The following is an 18,656-nucleotide window of genomic DNA, read 5'->3' as shown; positions in this document are numbered from 1 at the left end:
AGGGCGCGTCTTCGCAGGTTCGGTCGAGTGAGCCGGAGCCCGTTCGTTGTCTCGCAAGGCGTCGTGCGAGTGCACGCCGGTGTCGTATGCGCTCGGACCGACAACGCGGCCAGTGGGCACGGCGCAGCCGGCCAGCAACCTGTGACGACACGCCCTGGCGCCGGCCCCGCCGTACCCCGTGGCCCGAACCGGCTGGCCCGACCTGGGGCTTCCGCTTCGCTGTGGCTCGTGATTTGACAATCTGTCGGAGAATGTCAAACTGACAACCGTGGCTGTGAACGAGTACGAGCGAGAACAGGCGATCCTCGACGCGGCGGCCGACCTGCTGATCCGGTACGGCTACCACAAGCTGACGATGGGTGCCGTCGCCGACGCCGTCGACCTGCACCGCGGCCTGGTGTACCTGCGCTTCACGTCGAAGGACGACCTCGTCGACGCGGTCGTCGCCCGCGAACTCGACCGGTACGCCCTGGCATGGCGGGACCTGGTGGCGGCCGACCCCGAGGGCGGCAGCATGGGGAGCATGGCGCGCGCCATGACGGGCGCGCTGAAGACGCTGCCGCTCGCCTCGGCGATCGTGGCCCGCGACGAGCAGGTCTTCGGCCGGTACCTGCGCAAGGCGGGAAGCCACTTCCAGCAGCGGCCGAAGCCGACCAGGACGCGCGAGTTCCTCGACGCGATGCAGGCGGCGGGCGCGATCCGCCGCGACGTCGACACCCGCGCCATGGCGTTCATCGCCGACGCGCTGACCCCGGCCATCCGGCGCACGTTCGAGCGCGCCGACGACGGGCCCGACGACGACGACCGACCCACATCCGAGCAGGTACTGGAGGCGTTGGTGGACATCCTCGACCGCACCCTCACCCCGCCGAGCGGCGCGGACCTCGCCGCAGGCAAGGCGATCCTGCTGGACGGCGTGGACCGGGCCCGCGCCGACTTCGCGGCCCGGTACCGCCGCGCGGACCGGGCGGGGGAGGCCGGCGACCATGAGTGAGAGCGTGTCGTGGTTGCGGCGCGACGCCCGCAACGCCCGGAAGCAGGCCCGAGGGCAGGGGATGGCGCCGATCGAGAGCCGGCAGCGCGAGCGGCTGGCCGACATCGTCGCGCACGCCCGCGCCCGGTCGCCCTACTACGCGCGGCTCTACGACGGGCTGCCGGACCGTGTCGACGACCCGACGCTGCTGCCGGTCACCGACAAGAAGACGCTGATGGGCCACTTCGACGACTGGGTCACCGACCGCCGGATCACGCTCGCCGACGTGACCGCGTTCGTCGACGACCCGGACATGATCGGCCGCCGCTTCCTCGACCGGTACTCGATCGCCACCACCTCCGGTACCAGCGGCCACCGCGGCGTGTTCGTACTCGACGACCGGTACCAGAGGGTCGCCGGAGCGCTCGGCCTCGTCGCGTACGGCTCGCTCGGCGTCGGAACCGTGCTGCGGATGCTGACCCGCGGGTTCCGCCTCGCGCTGGTGGGGGCGACCGGCGGCCACTACGTCAGCTTCGCCGGGTACACCCAGGCGACCCGGGAGAGCGCCTGGCGCAGAAGGATCCTGCGGGCGTTCTCGGTGCACACACCGATGCCGGAGTTCGTCGCGCGGCTCAACGCCTTCCGTCCCGCCGCCGTCATCGGGTACGCCAGCGTGATCCGGCTGCTCGCCGCCGAACAGGAGGCCGGCCGGCTGCGCATCGACCCCGTCCTGGTCCAACCCGCCGGCGACACGATGACGGCCCGCGACCTCGACCGCATCGCGGCCGCGTTCGGCACCACCGTGCGCCCCATCTACTCCTGCACCGAGTGCACCTACCTCAGCAACGGCTGCGCCCACGGCTGGTACCACGTCAACAGCGACTGGGCGGTGCTCGAACCGGTCGACGCGGACCACCGGCCCACCCCGCCCGGGCAGTTGTCCCACACCGTGCTGCTGAGCAACCTCGCCAACCGGGTCCAGCCGTTCCTGCGCTACGACCTCGGCGACGCCGTGCAGCTGCGGCCCGACCCGTGCCCGTGCGGCAACCCGCTCCCGGGGATCCGGGTACGCGGGCGTGCCGGCGACACGCTGTCGTTCCCCACCGGCAACGGTGACGCCGTGACGGTCGCGCCCATGGCCGTCAGCACGCTGTTCGACCGTACGCCGGGCATCGAGCTGTTCCAGATCGAACAGACCACACCCACCACCCTCCGCGTACGGATGCTGCTCGCCGACGGCGCCGAGGCCGACCGGGTGTGGCGGACCGTGGAGACGGAGCTGCGCCGCCTGCTCACCGACCACACCCTCGACACCGTCACGATCGAACGCGCCGCGGAACCACCGCGCCAGGAACCGGGCGGCGGCAAGTACCGGGCGGTCATCCCACACCGGTGACGCGGGGAGCGGTCACGTGCCGGCGCGCAGCCAGGCGTGGATCCGGTCGTACACGTCCGGGCCGGGCAGGTGGCCCCCGGCGTACACGTGGGGCTCTGCCGTGGGAACGTGGGCGAGCAGCCAGTCGGCGTGCTCGGCGGATACGTGCGGATCGTCGGTGCCGCGCCAGATGCCGACCGGTACGCCGACCGCGTCGGGCGCGAATCCCCACGGCCGGGCGAGCGCGATGCTGTCGTCGGCCCAACCGTCCATGCCGTCGACGAACGTGGCGCGGATGCGCGCCATCGCGTCCGGGTCCGTACGGGCCGGCGGCCCTGGTTCCGTTGGCAGCTCAGGACCTCCGGCGTCCACGGCGCGCAGGATGTCCGCCGCTACCTCGGCCAGCCGGGACCGCAGCGCGGGCTCGTCCCGCGCCCGTTCGGGATCCTCGGCCGGCCGGATGCCCGACACCACGGCGCAGCGGGTGACCCGGTCGGCGAGGAGCGCGGCGCAGGCCAGCGCGTGCGGGCCGCCACCGGAGCCGCCGAACACCGCGAACCGTGCCCAGCCCTGCGCGTCCGCGAGCGCCCGTACGTCCTCCGCCGCGTCGGCCACGGTGCGCCCCGGCTGCCGGCTCGACCCGCCGTACCCGGGCCGGTCGTACACCAGCAGGCGCAGGCCGCTGCGGTCCATCGCGTCGACGAGCCGCGGCCACTTCCACCGGCTGCTCGGGGTTCCGTTGTGCACCACCACCGGAACGCCGTCCGGCGGGCCGTACCGGCAGTACCGGAGGATGCGGTTGTCGCGGACGGACAGCTCGGCGGTCTCGGGCAACGTCATGCCGCCATCCAACCCGGTCGGCGCCACACCGCACGGCACGCTTTCGCCGCCGCCCTGTCGTGTCCCGCGACCGACGATCCGGCGGTGCACGGCGTGGCGTGGTCCGACGACACGTTGAGCCGGCCGGGGACAGGGGCAGCCGTCAGGTCCCCTGCCCGCGTCGGTCAATGCCGGTCCGGGCGGTCACGGCCGCGACCGTGACCGCAAACCCGTTGCGGCGCAACCAAACCAGCCGACCTCACCGGGCCATCTTCGCGTACTCCTCCGCCGCGGTCGACTCGAACTCCAGCCCCACGTACGGTTCGTCGCCCACGACCCAGGCGTCGTGCCCGGGCTGGAACTCGTACGCGTCGCCGGGGCCGACCTCGATCTCACCGGTGTCCGGGTGACTCACCCGCAACCGGCCCGAGAGTACGGTGCCGACGTGGTGCAGCTGGCAGGTCGGCGTACCGGCGACGGGCTTGATGTGTTCGCTCCAGTGCCATCCGGGCTGCATCGTCATGCGGGCCGCCTTGGCGTTGCCGAGGGCGACCACCTCGACGCGCGTGAGTGGGGGTGTGCGCACCTCGTCCGGTTCCTGGAACGACTTCTTCGCCAGTGCCTGCATGGATCCCACCTCACCTGGTCCGCTCGCTCCGGCTGAGCGCCCTCAGGTCAGGCTACGTCCGGCACCGCTGCGGTCCGGCGGACCGTCCCGCCCGATCCGGCCACCCGTCCGGCTCACCCGCCATCGGCCGAACCACCGTGCCCCCTCGTACGTCTGGGCCGAGGATGACGTGCTCGCGCGCCGAGCTTCTCCAGCAGCCGCAACGGTCCGGTGGCCCCGGCGTACGCGGGCGGGCCGGTTCGTGTTGGCGGAACAGCGAAAAGCTGGACCTCTCCGCGCATAGCCGCGAGTTTGGCACCAGACACCGACAATCCCGGGCCATGCGCCAACCCCGCCGATGGTTGCAGTCTGTGACAACCGCAACGGGACACGGCCGCGTCGGTGGCGGGCGCCGGCCCGCGTCCCGGACCGCCCCGGCTCGGCCACGCGCCACGACACCGCAGGTACGGGCAAGGACGCCGGGCGCGCCGTGCCGCGCGACCACCTCGCGCGCGGTACGCGAGCCCGGTGCCCGTCTTACACCCTTGCGGTGGAGGTCACGAATTCGTGACTTGGCACGTCGCGTCCCCGGCGGCAGGGTGTGACGCATGACGAGCCCTCCGAACCGCCCGCGTGGTTCGGCCCGCGTCCCCGGGCCGGCTCCCGACGGCCCCCGGGAGCCGGGTGAGCCGTCCGGCCGTCACGACCGGTCGGGCCGCGGCGGTGACGACGGCACCGGGCGGCACGGTGGCCCCACGCCGGGGTACACGGGGCGCGGGGCTCCGGCCGGTCGCGGGTCCACGGGCCGGCACGGCGCGGGGCCGCCCGAGCCGACGACGGGTCGCCATTCGGTACCGGACGGCGCCGGTGGCCGGCACGGCGTTCCTGGTGGTGCGACGGGCAGCGGTGGTGCGACGGGCAGCGCTCGCGTCGGCCCGTCCGACACCCGAGGCCCCCTCGGTACGCGCAGCGCACCGGCCGGTCGCGCGTCGGTCGGCAACGTACCGCCCGGTCGGGCGCCGGTGGCTGGCGAGTCCACCGGTCGGGCGCCGGTGGCCACCGCGTCGGTCGGCGGCTCGACCGGACGCGCCTCCGTGGGCAGCGCGTCGGTGGGCGACTCAACCGGGCGCGCCACAACCGGACGCGGCTCAACCGGGCGCGCATCGGTCGGCAGCGCGTCGGTCGGCAGTGCTTCGGTGCGGCCGGCCAGCCCGGTCGGCGACGGTGCCAGCGACTTCTTCTCCGACAGCTACGAGGATGTCGAACGTCGCGAGCGCGCCGAGCGCCGCCGCACGTCCGGTACGCCGCGGGCGAGGAAGCGGAGGCGGCGCCGGCGGATCGTCGCGAGCATCGCGATCCTGTTGCTGCTGGCGGGAATCGGCACGATCGGCGGGGCGTACTACTTCACGTCGGTGCCGTTGCCGAGCGAGATCAGGGCGCAGGTGCCCAGCACGTTCTACTACAGCGACGGGAAGACGCAGCTGGCGAAGCTGGGCGCGTCGAACGGCAGCCACGTGGACGTCAGCAAGCTGCCGAAGTACGTGAAGTACGCGGTGGTGTCGGCGGAGGACCGCAGCTTCTACAAGAACTCCGGCGTCGACTTCAAGGGCATCCTGCGGGCCGCCTGGGGTCACGTGACCGGCAACGAGGACGCCGGCGGCGCGTCGACCATCACGATGCAGTACGCGAAGCTGATCCAGGACCGGTTGCAGAGCAACCGGACGTACACGGAGAAGCTCAAAGAGACCGTCATCGCGATGAAGCTCGACCAGAAGTACGACAAGGACACGATCCTCGGCTTCTACCTCGACCTCGTGTACTTCAACCGCGGGGCGACGGGGATCCAGGCCGCGGCGCGGGCGTACTTCGGCAAGGACGCCACGAAGCTGACGCCGGAGGAGGCGGCGGTGCTCGCCGCCGTCATCAAGGACCCGACCCACTTCGACCCGCAGTCCGACCGGAAGGCGGCGCAGGGGCGCTGGGAGTACGTGCTGGCGGGCATGAAGAAGCTCGGCGTGTACGACAAGCCCATCAGCCTGTCGAACTATCCGACGGTGAAGCCGGACGACCCGAACAGCCACGGCGCCACGTCCGGCCTCGACAAGCCGACGGGTTTCGTGGTGTCGCAGGTGATCGACGAGCTGACCGACCATAAGGTACTCAGCCAGGAGCCGGACTACGACCAGCGCCGGGACCGGACCAAGCAGGCGCTGGAGACCGGTGGGTACCGGATCGTCACGACGATCGACAAGACCGTGCAGGACGACGCCGTCGAGGCCGCCCACTACGGCATCAGGGAAGCCAGGCCCACCAACAAGAAGATCGCGGCCGCGCTGGTCGCGGTCGAACCGGGCACCGGCAACGTCCTCGCGTACTACGGCGGCGACAACGGCACCGGGTACGACATGGCCGGCAACCCGCACCAGCCCGGTTCGTCGTTCAAGGTGTACACGCTGGCGGCGGGAGTACAAGACGGCTACTCCGTCAAGTCGTACTGGAACGGTGACGAGACCGAGCCGTTCGACGACCGTGGCGCGGACGGCAAGGTGCACAACTCCGACGGCGAGCACTGCCACGACGCCGGCTACACCGACGGGCACGAGGTCTGCACGCTGTACGAGGCGACCGCGGAGTCGCTGAACACGGTGTTCTACGCGCTGGCGAAGAAGGTCGGCAAGGCGAAGGTGCTCGAACTCGCCCGCAACGCCGGGATCACCAGCATCACCAGCGACGGCCACACCGGCCGGGCCACGAAGTACGACCTGACGGGCGTGGACACCGAGCAGGCCGCGCAGGAGGTCGTCGACAAGGGCGCGTTCGGCAACGAGATCGGCTTCGGGCAGTACCCGGTGACGCCGCTGGACCACGCCAACGGGTACGCGACCTTTGCCAACAACGGCGTCTACACCGAGCAGCACTTCGTCACGCGGCTCGTCAACGCGGACGGCACCACGAGGTACGTGCCGAGGAAGGTGCAGCGGACGGTGTTCAGCAGGACCGTCGCCGCGGACATCGACTGGGTGCTGCGCAAGGTCGCCACCGACGACCACCAGATGATCCACCCGTACCGGCAGCAGGCCAACAAGACCGGCACCTGGGAGTTCCCGAACAAGGAGAACCGGAACGAGAACGCGCACGCCTGGATGTGCGGCTACGTGCCGCAGCTCGCCTCGACCGTGTGGATGGGCCGCAAGGACCAGGACGGGCCGATCTGGAACCAGCGCATGCAACCGCTGTACGGATCGGAGTTCCCGTCCGACATCTGGTCGCGGTTCATGAGCAACGCCTTGCGGGACCTGAAGAAGACGCCGCAGGACTTCCCGACGCCGACGTTCGCCGGCACGCTGACCGGTCAGTACGGGGCGCCGAGCCCGCCGGCGCAGCCGACCACGGGTACGCCGCCGTCGCCGACCCCGGCGCAGACCACGCCGTCGCCGTCGTACTCGGTGCCGGGTCCGCCCGGCGACACGGGCACGCCGGACCCGGGCCAGAGTTCCTGCAACGCCACGGATCCGGCCTGCAACCGCCGCAACGACAACCCAGCGGCACCCGGGTGACCGTCAGGACTCGAAGCCGAGCGGCAGGTACCGGTCGACGTTGTCCTTGGTGACGGTGGCCGACGCCAGCACCATGTACGCCGGTACCTCGCGCTCGGTCAGGTCGCTCATGCCGCGGCCCTGCGCGATGAGCCGCGCCAGCGACACCGCGGACGCGGCCATCGTCGGCGGGTACGTGACCGTGCACTTGAGTACCGACTTGTCGGCCTTGATGAGGCGCATCGCGTTGGCCGAACCGGCGCCGCCGACCATGAAGAACTCGGACCGGTGCGCCTGCGTGACGGCGGCGAGCACGCCCACACCCTGGTCGTCGTCGTGGTTCCACACCGCGTCGAGCTTCGGCCGGGCCTGCAGGATGTTCGACATGACCTGCTGCCCGGACTCGACGGTGAACTGCGCGGACTGCCGGATCGACACCCGGTAGCCGTACTTGGCAAGCGCCTCCTTGAAACCCCGGCTGCGGTCCTGGGTCAGCGCCAGGTTGTCGATCCCCGCCACCTCGCCGATCACCGGCTTGGCCACGCCCGCGTCCTTGAGCCGCTTCCCCACGTACTCCCCGGCGGACTGGCCCATGCCGTAGTTGTCGCCGCCGATCCACGTCCGGTATCCCAGCGGCGTGTCGAACACCCGGTCCAGGTTCACGACCGGGATGCCGGCGTCCATCGCCTTGCGCGCCACCGCCGTCAACGCCTTGCCGTCGAACGGAAGTACGACCAGCGCGTCGACCTTCTTGTCGATCAGCGTCTGGATGGACGAGATCTGCTTGGTGACGTCGTTGGTCGCCTCCACCGGCTGGAACGTCACGTCCGAGTACTGCTTGGCCTCGGCGGCGGCGTTCTTGGAGATGGCAGCGACCCAGCCGTGGTCGGCCTGCGGCGCGGAGAAGCCGATGGTGACGTGCTTTCCGGCTTTGGCGTTGTCGCCGCGCGCGGCGTCGACGGCACCGCCGGCGTTCTCCTTCGGGGTGTTGCCGGTGCAGGCGGCGAGCAGTCCGCCGGTACCGATGATCGCGCCACCCGCGAGCAGGCGCCGCCGGTTCAGGTCGGTCATGGTGCGCTCCTTCGGGGATCGGGGATCGGGGATCGGGGATCGGGGATCGAGTCTGTCAGGCGGAACTGGCGCGGCCGCGCCGCTGCAGCAGGACCGCGGCGAAGATGATCAGGCCCTTGGCGATGTTCTGGACCTCGGTCGGCAGGTTGTTGAGTACGAACAGGTTCGTGATGGTGGTGAAGACGAGGACGCCGAGGATCGAGCCGACCAATGTGCCGCGCCCGCCGGTCAGCAGGGTGCCGCCGATGATGACCGCGGCGATGGCGTCCAGCTCGTACAGGTCGCCGTGGGTACTGGAGCCGGTGGTGGTGAGCGCCATGATCATGATGGCGGCGATGCCGCAGCACAGCCCGGACACCACGTACAGCAGAGCGGTGTGCAGGCGTACGTCGATGCCGGCGAGGCGGGCGGCCTCCGCGTTGCCGCCGACCGCGAACGTACGCCGGCCGAACGTGGTGCGGTTGAGCACGATCCAGCCCACCGCGACGACCGCGGCGAACAGGTACACCATCAGCGGGATGCCGAACAGCTCGCCGCTCGCGATCGCGTTGATCGGTTGTACCGTCACGAGTTGCGTCTTGCGGTCGGAGATGGACTGGGCGAGTCCGCGCGCCGCGACCATCATGCCGAGCGTGACGATGAACGGCACGAGCCTGCCGTACGCGATGAGGATCCCGTTGAACAGACCCGATCCGACGCCGACCGCGATCGCGCAGAACACCATCACCCACGCGCCGTACGAGGTGGCGAGGGACTGCGTGGCGAGCGTCGTCGCCCACACCGACGCCAGCGCGACGAGCGCGCCGACGGACAGGTCGATGCCGCCGCCGATGATGACGAACGTCATCCCGACCGTCACCACGCCGACGATCGACGACGACGTCAGGATGTTCACGAGGTTCCCGCCGGTCAGGAACCGGCCGTGCGTGGTCACCACACCGACCACGCCGAGTACGACGAGCACGCCGACCAGTCCCAACCCGCGTACGGCCGCGAGCCGGCCACCCCACGTCGATCCCGCGCCGCCGCTCCGTTCGACCCGGGCGTGCTCGTCCACCGGCGGAACCGCAACCTCGTCGCTCATGTCCGCTCCTCGCTCCGCTCCGTCCGGTGCGGCAGGACCGCGCTGTGGCCCCGGTTCGCTCGCTGCCGCCCGCTCACGTCGGCTCCTCGCTCCGGTCATGAGGCACGACCGCGCTGTGCCCCTGATTCGCTCGCTGCCAGCCGCTCGTGTCGCGTTCCGCCAGGACGAGGTCGAGGACGTCCGCCTCGGTGAGGTCGGCCGCGGGGGCCTCGTGGACGACGCGGCCGTCGGCGACGACGAGTACCCGGTCGGCGAGGCCGAGTACCTCGGGGATCTCGCTGGACACCAGCAGGACGCCGACGCCGTCCGCCGCGAGCCGCCGGATCAGCCGGTACAGCTCGGTACGCGCGCCGACGTCCACGCCGCGGGTTGGCTCGTCGAGTACGAGGAGGCGGCAGCCACGGACCAGCCAGCGGGCGAGCACCACCTTCTGCTGGTTGCCACCGGAGAGGGTACGCACCGGCCGGCGCGGGTCGCCCGGGCGTACGTCGAGGTCGGTGAGGGCGCGCGCGGCGGCGGCCAGCTCGCGGGCGGGCGCGACGAACCCGGCGGTCGCGTACCGGGCCAGGCTCGCCACGGACACGTTGCGGTACACCGGATCCTCGCCGAACAGGCCCTGGCTCTTGCGTTCCTCCGGGCACAGGCCGAGGCCGGCGCGGACCGCGGCGCGTACCGAGCCGGGGCGCAGCCGCCGGCCGTCGACGGTGACGGTGCCGGTGGTGGGGCGGCGCGCGCCGTACACGGTCTCGACGATCTCGGTACGGCCGGAGCCGACCAGCCCGGCCAGTCCCACAATCTCTCCACTGTGGACGGTGAAGGACACGTCGGCGAACTCGCCGGCCCGGCCCAACCCGTTGACCCGCAACAGTTCCCGCCGTCGCGCCGGACCCGCGCGCTCGCCGAACGCGTACTCCACCGTCCGGCCCGTCATCAGCCGTACCAGCTCGGCGGTGGTCGTGGTGCGCGCGGGCAGCCCGGCGGCGACGGTGCGGCCGTCCTTGAGCACCGTGACCCGGTCGCCGATCTGCCGGATCTCGTCGAGCCGGTGCGAGATGTACACGACGGCGACGCCGTCCGCGGTGAGCTGGCGTACCACCCGGAACAGGGTGTCGACCTCGCCCGCGTCCAGCACCGCGGACGGCTCGTCCATCACGATCAGCCGCGCGTCGTACGACAGGGCGCGGGCCATGCTGACGATCTGCCGACCCGCGGCGGGCAGCGTACCGAGGGGCCGGCCCGGCGCGATGTCCGGATGCCCGAGCCGGCGCAGCAACGCCGCCGCTTCCGCGTTTCCCTTGGTACGCAAGGAGAAGCCGAACCGGGAGCGCTCGTGGCCGAGGAACACGTTCTCCGCGACGGTCAACCCGTCGACCAGATCCAGCTCCTGGTAGATCGTGGCCAGCCCGGCGCGCAGCGCGGCGAGCGGGGTGGGGAACGCGACGGGCCGGCCGCGCCACCGGATCATGCCCGCGTCCGGGGTGTGCGCCCCGGACAGCACCTTGATCAGCGTCGACTTGCCGGCGCCGTTCTGCCCGAGCAGGCAGTGCACCTCGCCCGGCCGTACGGACAGGGTGACGCCGTCGAGCGCGCGCACCCCGGGGAACTGTTTGACCAACCCGTCGACCGACAACAACGCGCCGGCACCGGCCGGGTCGGTGTCCGGGGGCGGGAAGCCTCGGGTACGCATCTGCTCCTCCTTCACGCGCTGGGGTGCGTGCGGCCGAGGGCAGCCCGGGGCGCCGTCGAGCCGGGGTGCAGTAGGGGACCGGTGGGCGTCGAACGTGACCCCGGGGCCGGAAGGGGAGTACGGGCCCGAGGCCGGCGAACTCTCTCAGACCGGCAGCGTAACGCCGGGCTCAGGCGAAAGCCATCCTTTCTCTAGGCGAATTCGTGTCACCCCGTGCGGTACTTTCGACGCTGAGTGGACGAACTGCCCGGCTCGACGCGTACTCCCGGATCCGGGCGTGCGCCCCGGCGCGGAGGTGAGATGACCGTGGTCCGCCCCGAGAACGTGCACCAGGCCCGGCTGATGCGGCGACTGCGGGACGACGGTCCCCGCTCCCGCGCCGAACTCGGCGACGCCGTCGCCCTGTCCCGTTCCAAGCTCGCCGCCGAGATCGACCGGCTCGTCGACCGCGGCCTCCTCGACACCGACGGGTACGCGGACTCGCGCGGTGGCCGCCGCTCGGCGATCGTCCGCGTCGGGCGGCGGATCCGCTTCGCCGGCATCGACATCGGCGCCACGTCCGTCGACGTCGCCCTGACCGACGGCGAACTCCACGTACTGTCGCACCGCGCCGCGCCGGTCGACGTACGCGACGGGCCGGACGCGGTGATCGCCCGCGCCCTGGCCGTACTCGGGGAACTGCGGGACGAGGACGACGCGCCGCTCGCCGGTGCGGGCGTCGGCGTACCGGGGCCGGTGTCGTTCGCCGACGGGGTGCCGGTCTCGCCGCCGATCATGCCGGGCTGGAACCGCTTCCCGGTGCGCGACACGTTCGCCGCCGCCCTCGGCTGCCCGGTACTCGTCGACAACGACGTGAACATCATGGCGCTGGGCGAGAAGCACGCCGGCGTGGCCCGATCGGTGGACGACTTCCTGTTCGTCAAGATCGGTACCGGGATCGGCTGCGGCATCGTGGTCCGCGGCGAGGTGTACCGGGGCGTCAACGGCTGCGCCGGCGACATCGGGCACATGTCCGTCGACGAGCACGGGCCGGTCTGCGCCTGCGGCAACATCGGCTGTCTCGAAGCGTTCTTCGGCGGTGCCGCGCTGCGCACCCAGGCCCTGACCGCGGCGCGTACCGGGCGGTCCGCGGTGCTCGCGCGGCGGCTCGCGGAGGCGGGCGACCTGAGCGCGGTCGACGTGACGCACGCGGCCAGCGCCGGCGACGGGGTGGCCGTGGCGATGATCCGCGAGGGCGGCCAGCGGCTCGGCCACGCGCTCGCCGGCCTGGTCAGCTTCGTCAACCCGGGACTCGTCGTGATCGGCGGTGGCGTCGCCAGCATCGGCCACGCGCTGCTCGCCGAGATCCGCGGCGCCGTCTACCGCACGTCGCTGCCGCTGGCCACCGGCAACCTGCCCATCACCCTGTCCGAACTCGGCGGCCGTGCCGGCGTCGTCGGCGCCGTACGCCTCGCCAGCGACCACCTGTACCGAGCGGCCTGACCGGCGCGGGATCGGTTGTCCTGCCAGCCCTCGCCGTCTGTCCACACTGGACGGTGGATGGGTCGGGCGTGGGCGGCGCCCGTCACCGGCTCACCGGTCCAGGCGCAGCCGGGCGAGGGCGAGCAGTCGACGCATGTCCTCCGCGCAGAACTCCCCGTACGTCGGCAGCGACGGCCGGGTCGGCTGCCGGGCGTTCCACGCCTGCGAGCCGCCGAACGCGACGAGGAAGCTCGTGACCACGTCCTGGTCGGCCGGCGCAACCCAGCGTTCGAGCCAGTACTGCGCCTCGGCGGCGGTCGGCCGCTGCGCGGCGAGGAGTACCAGGTCCGTCCAGGCCGGGCCCAGCCGCGCCATGCCCCAGTCGAGCACCACGGCCCGGCCGTCCCCGCGTACCAGCAGGTTGTCGTCCCGGATGTCGAAGTGGCACAGGGTCGTCGCGGGCACCTGGTGCGGCAGCTCGCGTACGCGGTCCAGCAGGTCGTCGACGCGGGCGGCGGCCCAGCCCGGCAGGTACCACGCCGGTCGTGCCCGCAGCTCGGTCCACCGGTGCAGCCAGCGTTCGGCCGTGGTGGCGAGGGACGGGGCGGCCACCGCGGTCGGCGGTGGCGTCAGCTCGGCGACCTGCGCGGTGATCGTACGGGCGACCGCGGTGAAGTCGGCATCGGCGGCGAGATCCGGGAACCGGCCGTCGACGTGCTCCAGCACGATCGCCACCCAGCCGTCGCGGTCCCACACGCCACGCACCTCCGGCCGGTACGGCACGGGCGCCAGCAGGTGCAGCAGCCCGATCTCGTGGCGGAACAGCGTCACCGTGTGCTCGTTGAGCTCGGTGCCGACGGCCTTGACGAACAGCGCCGGCCCGTCGGCGGTGCGCAGGCTGCACGCACATCCCGGCGACATGCCGCCGACGTGGTCGCGCATGAGCAGCACCGGCCCGAACCGCGACTCCACCCACCGGCGTACGGCGGCGGGCAACTCGGCGTAGCCGATGCGTCGCCCGACCGCGCGGGGCCGGCGATCCGATCGCCCCTCCATACCCGACACCATGCCAGGCATACCCGCGCGCCGCGATGGTCGTCCGGCCCGGCGGGACTGCACCGACGGTCCGGTCGCCGGCTGCGGCGTCGCCGGTGCGACCCGGGACGGTGCGGTTACGGGGCGGGTTCGGTGGTGGCGCCGGTGATCCGGCCGAGCGCGTCGGCGATCTGTTCGCGGTGCTGGTCGAGGGCTTCGCGGGTGGGGCGGGTACCGGCGGCGTGCGCGAGGCGGTCGGTGGCGACCCGGAGTACGGCGCTGACCGTGGCGGCGCGTACCTGGAGGTCGAGGCTGTCGACGGGCAGCCCGAGGTGGTCGGCGAGCACCTCGGCGAGGGTGCTCTCGGCCCGCTCCCGCAGCATCAGGTACGTGGCGCGCAACGCCGGCTCGCGCCACGTCATCCGTACGACCTGGAGTATCGCGTCAAGGTCGTTGTCCGAGGCCGAGCCGGGCGCCGGGGTGTACGCGGCGCGCAGGTGCTCGGCGAGGGGGACGCCGGGCGGCCAGTCGCGCAGCGCGGTCTGGAACGCGTCGACCATGGTGGTCAGCAACGGTTCCACGCAGCTCTGCTTGCTGCGGAAGTGACGCCACAGGGTGCGTTCGGAGATGCCGGCGGCCCGCGCGATCTGTTCGCCGGTGGTGGCGGCGACGCTCTGCGCGGCGAACAGCCGTACCGCGTGGCGGGAGATGTCGAGGCGCTGTCGCTGGCGCTGCCGGTCGCTCACCGGCGGCCGGCCGCGTCGGGGCGTCTCGTCCGTGCCGGTCATCCGCACCATCTCCGTACCGTTCGGCGTCCAGCGATGGAACCACGAGTCGGGTTCCGGCGACATCCGCACCATCTCCGTACCGGTCGGGGTCTGCGTCCGGCGATGGATTCACGAGTCCGGTTCTGGCGACATCCGCACTCTTTATTGTCAGGCAGTGCCAACAAATTGTACGGTCGAGTTGTCGGATATGACCGGAGGAGTCCCATGAGCGTTGCCGCCGAACCCGTACAGTTGCCCATCGCCCGGCCGAACGTGCTCGACCTCGCCCCGCTGTACGAGGTGCTGCGCCGCGAAGCGCCGATCACCGCAGCCACGACACCCGCCGGAGACCCGGCCTGGCTCGTCACCCGCTACGCCGAGGTACGCGAGCTGCTCGGCGACAAGCGGCTCGGCCGCTCCCACCCGCATCCCGAGCTGGCCGCCCGGATCACCACCGCCGCCGTACAGAACGGGCCGTCGGGCAACTACGACACCGAGGAGGCCGACCACACGCGGATGCGCCGGCTGCTCACGCCCGCGTTCTCCGCCAAGCGGATGGGGATGCTGTCCGACCACGTCCAGCGCCTCGTCGACACCTACGTCGACCGGCTCGTCGCCGACCACGCCGCCGCGGCCGACGGTGTCGTCGACCTCCGCGCGGGGCTGGCGTTCCCGCTGCCGGTCGCCGTCATCTGCCGGCTGCTCGGCGCCCCCGAACACGACCGCGAACGCTTCCACGGACTCTCCGAACGCATGGCCAACTACGCCATCGGCGACGACGCGGCGCGTGCGCGGGCCGAGTTCAGCGAGTACATGACGGGGCTGGTGGAGGCGAAGCGCGCCGAGCCCGGCGAGGACGTCATCACCGACCTGGTCCGCGCCCAGGCCGAGGACGCGTCCTTCGACTACGCCGAGATGGTACGGCTGTGCGTCGGGCTGCTGTTCGCCGGACACGAGACGACCGTCAACCGCATCGGCCTCGGTACCCTCTTCCTGCTCACCCACCGCGACCAGTGGCAGGCGCTGACCGCCGACCCGGCCGGCCGCGTCAACGCCACCGTCGAGGAGATCATGCGGCTCGGCGCACCCGGCGACCTCGGCCTCCTGCGGTACGCGCACACCGACCTCGACGTCGCCGGCGTCACCATCCGCCGCGGCGACGCCGTCATCCTCTCCATCAACGCCGCCAACCGCGACACCACCGTGTACGCCGACGCGGAGCGCTTCGACCCCGACCGTACGGAACGCAACCACCTCGGGTTCGGGCACGGCGGGCACTTCTGCATCGGCGCCAGCCTGGCGCGCATCGAGCTGCGCATCGTCTTCGCCACGCTCGCCCGGCGGCTGCCGGACCTCCGCCTCGCCTGCGGCCTCGACGAACTGGAAGTCACGCCCACCCTCACCGGCAGCCTCACCCGGCTCCCCGTCACCTGGTGACCCGCGCCGGATCGCACCGAGTACCCGCCGGTGCGATCCGGCCCGGCGGGTTCCGCGGTTTCCCGCGCGGCGGCCGGCGATGACGGCGCCCGTGATGCGTCGTGGTAGGCAGAGCGGGTTCTGCACACCCGCGCGCATCAGCACGCCGCGTCGGTGCGGTCGGCAGGCGAGATCCGCCCCATGGCCCCGTGGCCCCTGTCTGCGGACGGTTGTCGGTCCATGTCGTACCACCTCGGCGGTTCCGCGCTGGCCGCGCGCGGCGGGCCGCCGTTGACACCCCGGCACGCGGAGGCGGCAGGCTGCCGTCACCGGTCGCGGCGCCGCCGGTCGTCCGCGTACCGCTCCCGGATCGTGTGAGCGAGCGGTGGGCTAGGTCAACCTTTCGCGGTGGGTACGACGTGGAAGCATCGTGACCGACGACAACGAACGGAGCTCGGCCGACGAGTCGTACGCGGACTTCGTCTCCCGGAGCTGGGAGGGGTACCTGCGGGTCGCCAGGCTGTTGACGGGTGACCCGCACCGGGCCGAGGAGTTGTTGCAGGACTGCCTGGTCAGGCTGTACGCACGGTGGCGGGCGGTCTCCCGCAGGGGGAGCCCGGACGCGTACCTGCGACGGATGCTGGTCAACGGGAACGTGAGCTGGTGGCGTCGGCGACGCCGGGAGAGCCTGGTCGCCGAGCCCGCCGAGCGGATCGGCCCGTCGCCGGTGTCCCATCACGACGACGAGCTGCGCCGGGCGCTGCTCGCCCTTCCGCGCCGGCAACGGGCGGTCATGGTGCTGCGTTACTACGCCGATCTGCCCGAACGCGAGGTCGCCGCGGTCCTCGGGTGTTCGGTCGGCGCCGTCAAGACGCAGAACTCCCGCGCGTTGCACCGGCTCCGTGGCCTGCTGGCCACCGACAGCCAAGGAGTCCGATGAACACCGACCACGAGAAGCTGTCCGCCGCGATGCGCCGACTCGCCAGCGCACCGACGGGTACGCCACCACTCGACGAGCTGGTGCGCTCCGGTCGCCGTACCGTCCGCAACCGTGCCATCGGCCGGTCCGTACTGGCCGGGGTTGGCGTGCTCGCCCTCGTCGGTGCCGCGCTCGGTCTGACGGCCGGGGCCGGCGACCGGGGGACGGCCGTCGTCGCGGAGTCGCCGACCATGCACGCCACCACCTCGCCCGCACCGCACCGCGCCACGCCGACCGGGCCGCCGATGCGGCTCGTCGCGGCGTTCGACAAGACCGCCGAGGCGAGCTTCCGCGTCGCGCAGTGGTCGGACTGGCGTGTGAAGGACAACTACTGCGATGGCAGCTGGGATCCGAAGACCCGCACCGGCTGGATGGGCATCCACGAGGGTGACCGGTACTCGGGCCCGATGAACGCGGTGTTCGGCGACGACTTCTACACGCGGGCACCGGCCGGTACGGCCGACCCGCACGGCTGGCAGCGGATGAGTCCGGCCGAGGTGAAGGCGGCGGGCGGGCGCGACGCGTTCCTGTGCGGTGCGGACACCGCGACGATGAGCGGGATCCTCGACGACATGAAGAAGGAGGGGCCCGTCAGGTACGTCGGTCGCCGGGACAAGGACGGCATCGCGTACGACGTCTACCAGGTGACGAGCACCCGGCCGGTCGTCGGTGACGGCAGCTACGACACCACGCAGACCTGGGTGCGCGTCTCGTCCGGCTACGTGGAGCAGATCTGGTCGTGGCAGGCCCCGACCGATCCGATCCACCACGCGTCCCCGACGGTGACCCTGCTGTCGCACTTCGGGCACCCGATCACCATCGGCCACCCCTGACGCGGCCGGGGCGTGCGGCCGGCGACGGCCACGCGCCCCGCCGCATCCGTTGCGGGGCAACGATGTCGGCGGCCCGGCGCACTGCCACGTGCCGTTTCCACCGGCGCCGGCACCGTGGCGGGCGGCGCGCGGACACCTCGGGCGCCGGACGGGACCACCACGCATGGCCACCGCTGCCGTCAGTCCACCTGGTCGAGTACGTCGTTGGCGAGGGCGATGACGCCGTCCTCGGCCTGCTTCTGCCCGATGGCGGTGCCGTCGTGCCGGGCGAGCGTGGCGAAGTAGCTGACCTGGAACACCGCCGTCCCGTACTGGACGATGAGCTGGCCGCCGGCGAAGTCGGTGAAGCTCCGGTCCACCTGGTAGATGATGAACGCGCGGTCGCCGGGGCCGCTGATGTCGCGGTGGTCCGGGGTGGTGAACCGCGAGTTCGGATCGTCCACGCCGTCGAGCAGGATCCGGCGGAACCCGGTGAAGTCCTGGGACGCCTTGGCGGACGTGGGGAACACCGTCGCGACCACGTCGACGGTCACCTGGCTGAAGCGTCCCGAACTCGACCGGCCCTGCCAGCCGGCGAGCCGCGACGTCGCGCCGCCCTGCGAGTTGCCGGCGTGGCGCTCGCACCGGGCGCCCGGTGCATACGTGGCCAATGCCGACGAGGAGATCAGCTCGCAGCCGTTCGCGGGCAGCCGTACTCCGCCGAGCGAGACCGCGAGTACCACGACGACGGCGGCGGCGATCACCACCACGACCCCGCCACCGCCGAACAGCCACCACCGCGGGATGCGCCGGCGCGGCGGCGGAACCGGCTCCTGCTGGTACTGGCCCGGCGGTGGTGCACCGGCCGGTTGGGGCGGCGCCGTGGTCGCTGCCGCGGTGGGGTGGGGGCGGTGGGGCGTCGGCTGCGCGGGGCTGCCGACGGGGCCCGGCGTCGTACTGTCCGTCACGCGGGCGGAGTGTAGGTACCGGCGATGAACTCGTCATGAAACCGGACATCGGCGTGCCGGTCAGGC

The 18,656-nt window shown here is 72.2% G+C and carries 15 protein-coding genes; 7 read left to right on the top strand and 8 right to left on the bottom strand.

Annotated elements, in window-relative coordinates; translation table 11 throughout:
• Nucleotides 1-268: 268 nt before the first annotated feature.
• Nucleotides 269-994, top strand: coding sequence for a TetR/AcrR family transcriptional regulator (locus tag Aru02nite_RS04735; RefSeq protein WP_203655182.1), 726 nt, complete (start codon nucleotides 269-271; stop codon nucleotides 992-994).
• Nucleotides 987-2,369, top strand: coding sequence for a phenylacetate--CoA ligase family protein (locus Aru02nite_RS04730; protein ID WP_203655181.1), 1,383 nt, complete (start codon nucleotides 987-989; stop codon nucleotides 2,367-2,369). The genes Aru02nite_RS04735 and Aru02nite_RS04730 overlap by 8 nt, the downstream gene beginning before the upstream one ends.
• Nucleotides 2,370-2,381: 12 nt before the next feature.
• Here Aru02nite_RS04730 and Aru02nite_RS04725 read toward each other — a convergent pair whose 3' ends face one another.
• Both Aru02nite_RS04725 and Aru02nite_RS04720 read right to left on the bottom strand, forming a co-directional pair.
• Nucleotides 2,382-3,188 (bottom strand): alpha/beta fold hydrolase, encoded by an 807-nt coding sequence (locus Aru02nite_RS04725; RefSeq protein ID WP_203655180.1) that lies wholly within the window; start codon nucleotides 3,186-3,188, stop codon nucleotides 2,382-2,384.
• A 238-nt stretch (nucleotides 3,189-3,426) separates the two neighbouring features.
• Complete coding sequence (locus Aru02nite_RS04720; RefSeq protein WP_203655179.1) at nucleotides 3,427-3,795, bottom strand: cupin domain-containing protein; 369 nt, start codon at nucleotides 3,793-3,795, stop codon at nucleotides 3,427-3,429.
• Between the two features lie 1,175 nt (nucleotides 3,796-4,970).
• On the opposite strand from Aru02nite_RS04720, the gene Aru02nite_RS04715 reads away from it, so the two are divergent.
• Nucleotides 4,971-7,331, top strand: coding sequence for a transglycosylase domain-containing protein (locus tag Aru02nite_RS04715; RefSeq protein WP_203655178.1), 2,361 nt, complete (start codon nucleotides 4,971-4,973; stop codon nucleotides 7,329-7,331).
• Nucleotides 7,332-7,334: 3 nt separating this feature from the next.
• Here Aru02nite_RS04715 and Aru02nite_RS04710 read toward each other — a convergent pair whose 3' ends face one another.
• The 3 genes from Aru02nite_RS04710 to Aru02nite_RS04700 form a co-directional block, all read right to left on the bottom strand.
• Entirely contained in the window at nucleotides 7,335-8,381 is a 1,047-nt protein-coding gene (locus Aru02nite_RS04710; protein ID WP_203655177.1) for a substrate-binding domain-containing protein, read from the bottom strand.
• A 55-nt stretch (nucleotides 8,382-8,436) separates the two neighbouring features.
• On the bottom strand, nucleotides 8,437-9,465 hold the full coding sequence (locus tag Aru02nite_RS04705; RefSeq protein WP_203655175.1) for an ABC transporter permease: 1,029 nt from the start codon (nucleotides 9,463-9,465) through the stop codon (nucleotides 8,437-8,439).
• 73 nt (nucleotides 9,466-9,538) lie between these two features.
• A complete protein-coding gene (locus Aru02nite_RS04700) occupies nucleotides 9,539-11,152 on the bottom strand; it encodes a sugar ABC transporter ATP-binding protein (RefSeq protein WP_203655173.1) in 1,614 nt (537 codons plus the stop codon).
• 300 nt (nucleotides 11,153-11,452) lie between these two features.
• Here Aru02nite_RS04700 and Aru02nite_RS04695 point away from each other — a divergent pair, with 300 nt between their 5' ends.
• Nucleotides 11,453-12,634 carry an ROK family transcriptional regulator gene (locus Aru02nite_RS04695; protein ID WP_203655170.1) on the top strand — a complete coding sequence of 394 codons (1,182 nt, stop codon included), beginning with the start codon at nucleotides 11,453-11,455 and terminating at the stop codon, nucleotides 12,632-12,634.
• 90 nt (nucleotides 12,635-12,724) lie between these two features.
• Here Aru02nite_RS04695 and Aru02nite_RS04690 read toward each other — a convergent pair whose 3' ends face one another.
• Together Aru02nite_RS04690 and Aru02nite_RS04685 are read right to left on the bottom strand one after the other, a co-directional pair.
• Complete coding sequence (locus tag Aru02nite_RS04690) at nucleotides 12,725-13,669, bottom strand: phosphotransferase family protein (RefSeq protein WP_203655168.1); 945 nt, start codon at nucleotides 13,667-13,669, stop codon at nucleotides 12,725-12,727.
• Between the two features lie 116 nt (nucleotides 13,670-13,785).
• On the bottom strand, nucleotides 13,786-14,436 hold the full coding sequence (locus Aru02nite_RS04685; protein WP_203655166.1) for a TetR/AcrR family transcriptional regulator: 651 nt from the start codon (nucleotides 14,434-14,436) through the stop codon (nucleotides 13,786-13,788).
• A gap of 204 nt (nucleotides 14,437-14,640) precedes the next feature.
• Here Aru02nite_RS04685 and Aru02nite_RS04680 point away from each other — a divergent pair, with 204 nt between their 5' ends.
• The 3 genes from Aru02nite_RS04680 to Aru02nite_RS04670 all read left to right on the top strand — a co-directional run bounded on the left by Aru02nite_RS04680 (nucleotide 14,641) and on the right by Aru02nite_RS04670 (nucleotide 17,643).
• Complete coding sequence (locus Aru02nite_RS04680) at nucleotides 14,641-15,852, top strand: cytochrome P450 (RefSeq protein ID WP_203655164.1); 1,212 nt, start codon at nucleotides 14,641-14,643, stop codon at nucleotides 15,850-15,852.
• Nucleotides 15,853-16,261: 409 nt separating this feature from the next.
• Nucleotides 16,262-16,771 (top strand): SigE family RNA polymerase sigma factor, encoded by a 510-nt coding sequence (locus Aru02nite_RS04675; protein ID WP_203655163.1) that lies wholly within the window; start codon nucleotides 16,262-16,264, stop codon nucleotides 16,769-16,771.
• Nucleotides 16,768-17,643, top strand: a complete 876-nt coding sequence (locus Aru02nite_RS04670) for a hypothetical protein (RefSeq protein WP_203655161.1) — start codon at nucleotides 16,768-16,770, stop codon at nucleotides 17,641-17,643. The genes Aru02nite_RS04675 and Aru02nite_RS04670 overlap by 4 nt, the downstream gene beginning before the upstream one ends.
• A gap of 179 nt (nucleotides 17,644-17,822) precedes the next feature.
• Here Aru02nite_RS04670 and Aru02nite_RS04665 read toward each other — a convergent pair whose 3' ends face one another.
• Nucleotides 17,823-18,590 (bottom strand): hypothetical protein, encoded by a 768-nt coding sequence (locus tag Aru02nite_RS04665; protein ID WP_203655159.1) that lies wholly within the window; start codon nucleotides 18,588-18,590, stop codon nucleotides 17,823-17,825.
• Between the last annotated feature and the right edge of the window lie 66 nt (nucleotides 18,591-18,656).

Origin of the sequence: Actinocatenispora rupis, assembly GCF_016861975.1 — a bacterium.
Classification (GTDB): domain Bacteria; phylum Actinomycetota; class Actinomycetes; order Mycobacteriales; family Micromonosporaceae; genus Actinocatenispora; species Actinocatenispora rupis.
This window is presented reverse-complemented; position numbering and strand designations above follow the sequence as displayed.

Bases quoted from the DNA above. Each gene is read 5' to 3' on its own strand.
- Aru02nite_RS04700 (WP_203655173.1), bottom strand. From the start codon at position 11,152: ATGCGTACCCGAGGCTTCCCGCCCCCGGACACCGACCCGGCCGGTGCC.
- Aru02nite_RS04710 (WP_203655177.1), bottom strand. From the start codon at position 8,381: ATGACCGACCTGAACCGGCGGCGCCTGCTCGCGGGTGGCGCGATCATC.
- Aru02nite_RS04685 (WP_203655166.1), bottom strand. From the start codon at position 14,436: ATGACCGGCACGGACGAGACGCCCCGACGCGGCCGGCCGCCGGTGAGC.
- Aru02nite_RS04705 (WP_203655175.1), bottom strand. From the start codon at position 9,465: ATGAGCGACGAGGTTGCGGTTCCGCCGGTGGACGAGCACGCCCGGGTC.
- Aru02nite_RS04720 (WP_203655179.1), bottom strand. From the start codon at position 3,795: ATGCAGGCACTGGCGAAGAAGTCGTTCCAGGAACCGGACGAGGTGCGC.
- Aru02nite_RS04690 (WP_203655168.1), bottom strand. From the start codon at position 13,669: ATGGAGGGGCGATCGGATCGCCGGCCCCGCGCGGTCGGGCGACGCATC.
- Aru02nite_RS04725 (WP_203655180.1), bottom strand. From the start codon at position 3,188: ATGACGTTGCCCGAGACCGCCGAGCTGTCCGTCCGCGACAACCGCATC.
- Aru02nite_RS04695 (WP_203655170.1), top strand. From the start codon at position 11,453: ATGACCGTGGTCCGCCCCGAGAACGTGCACCAGGCCCGGCTGATGCGG.
- Aru02nite_RS04670 (WP_203655161.1), top strand. From the start codon at position 16,768: ATGAACACCGACCACGAGAAGCTGTCCGCCGCGATGCGCCGACTCGCC.
- Aru02nite_RS04730 (WP_203655181.1), top strand. From the start codon at position 987: ATGAGTGAGAGCGTGTCGTGGTTGCGGCGCGACGCCCGCAACGCCCGG.
- Aru02nite_RS04680 (WP_203655164.1), top strand. From the start codon at position 14,641: ATGAGCGTTGCCGCCGAACCCGTACAGTTGCCCATCGCCCGGCCGAAC.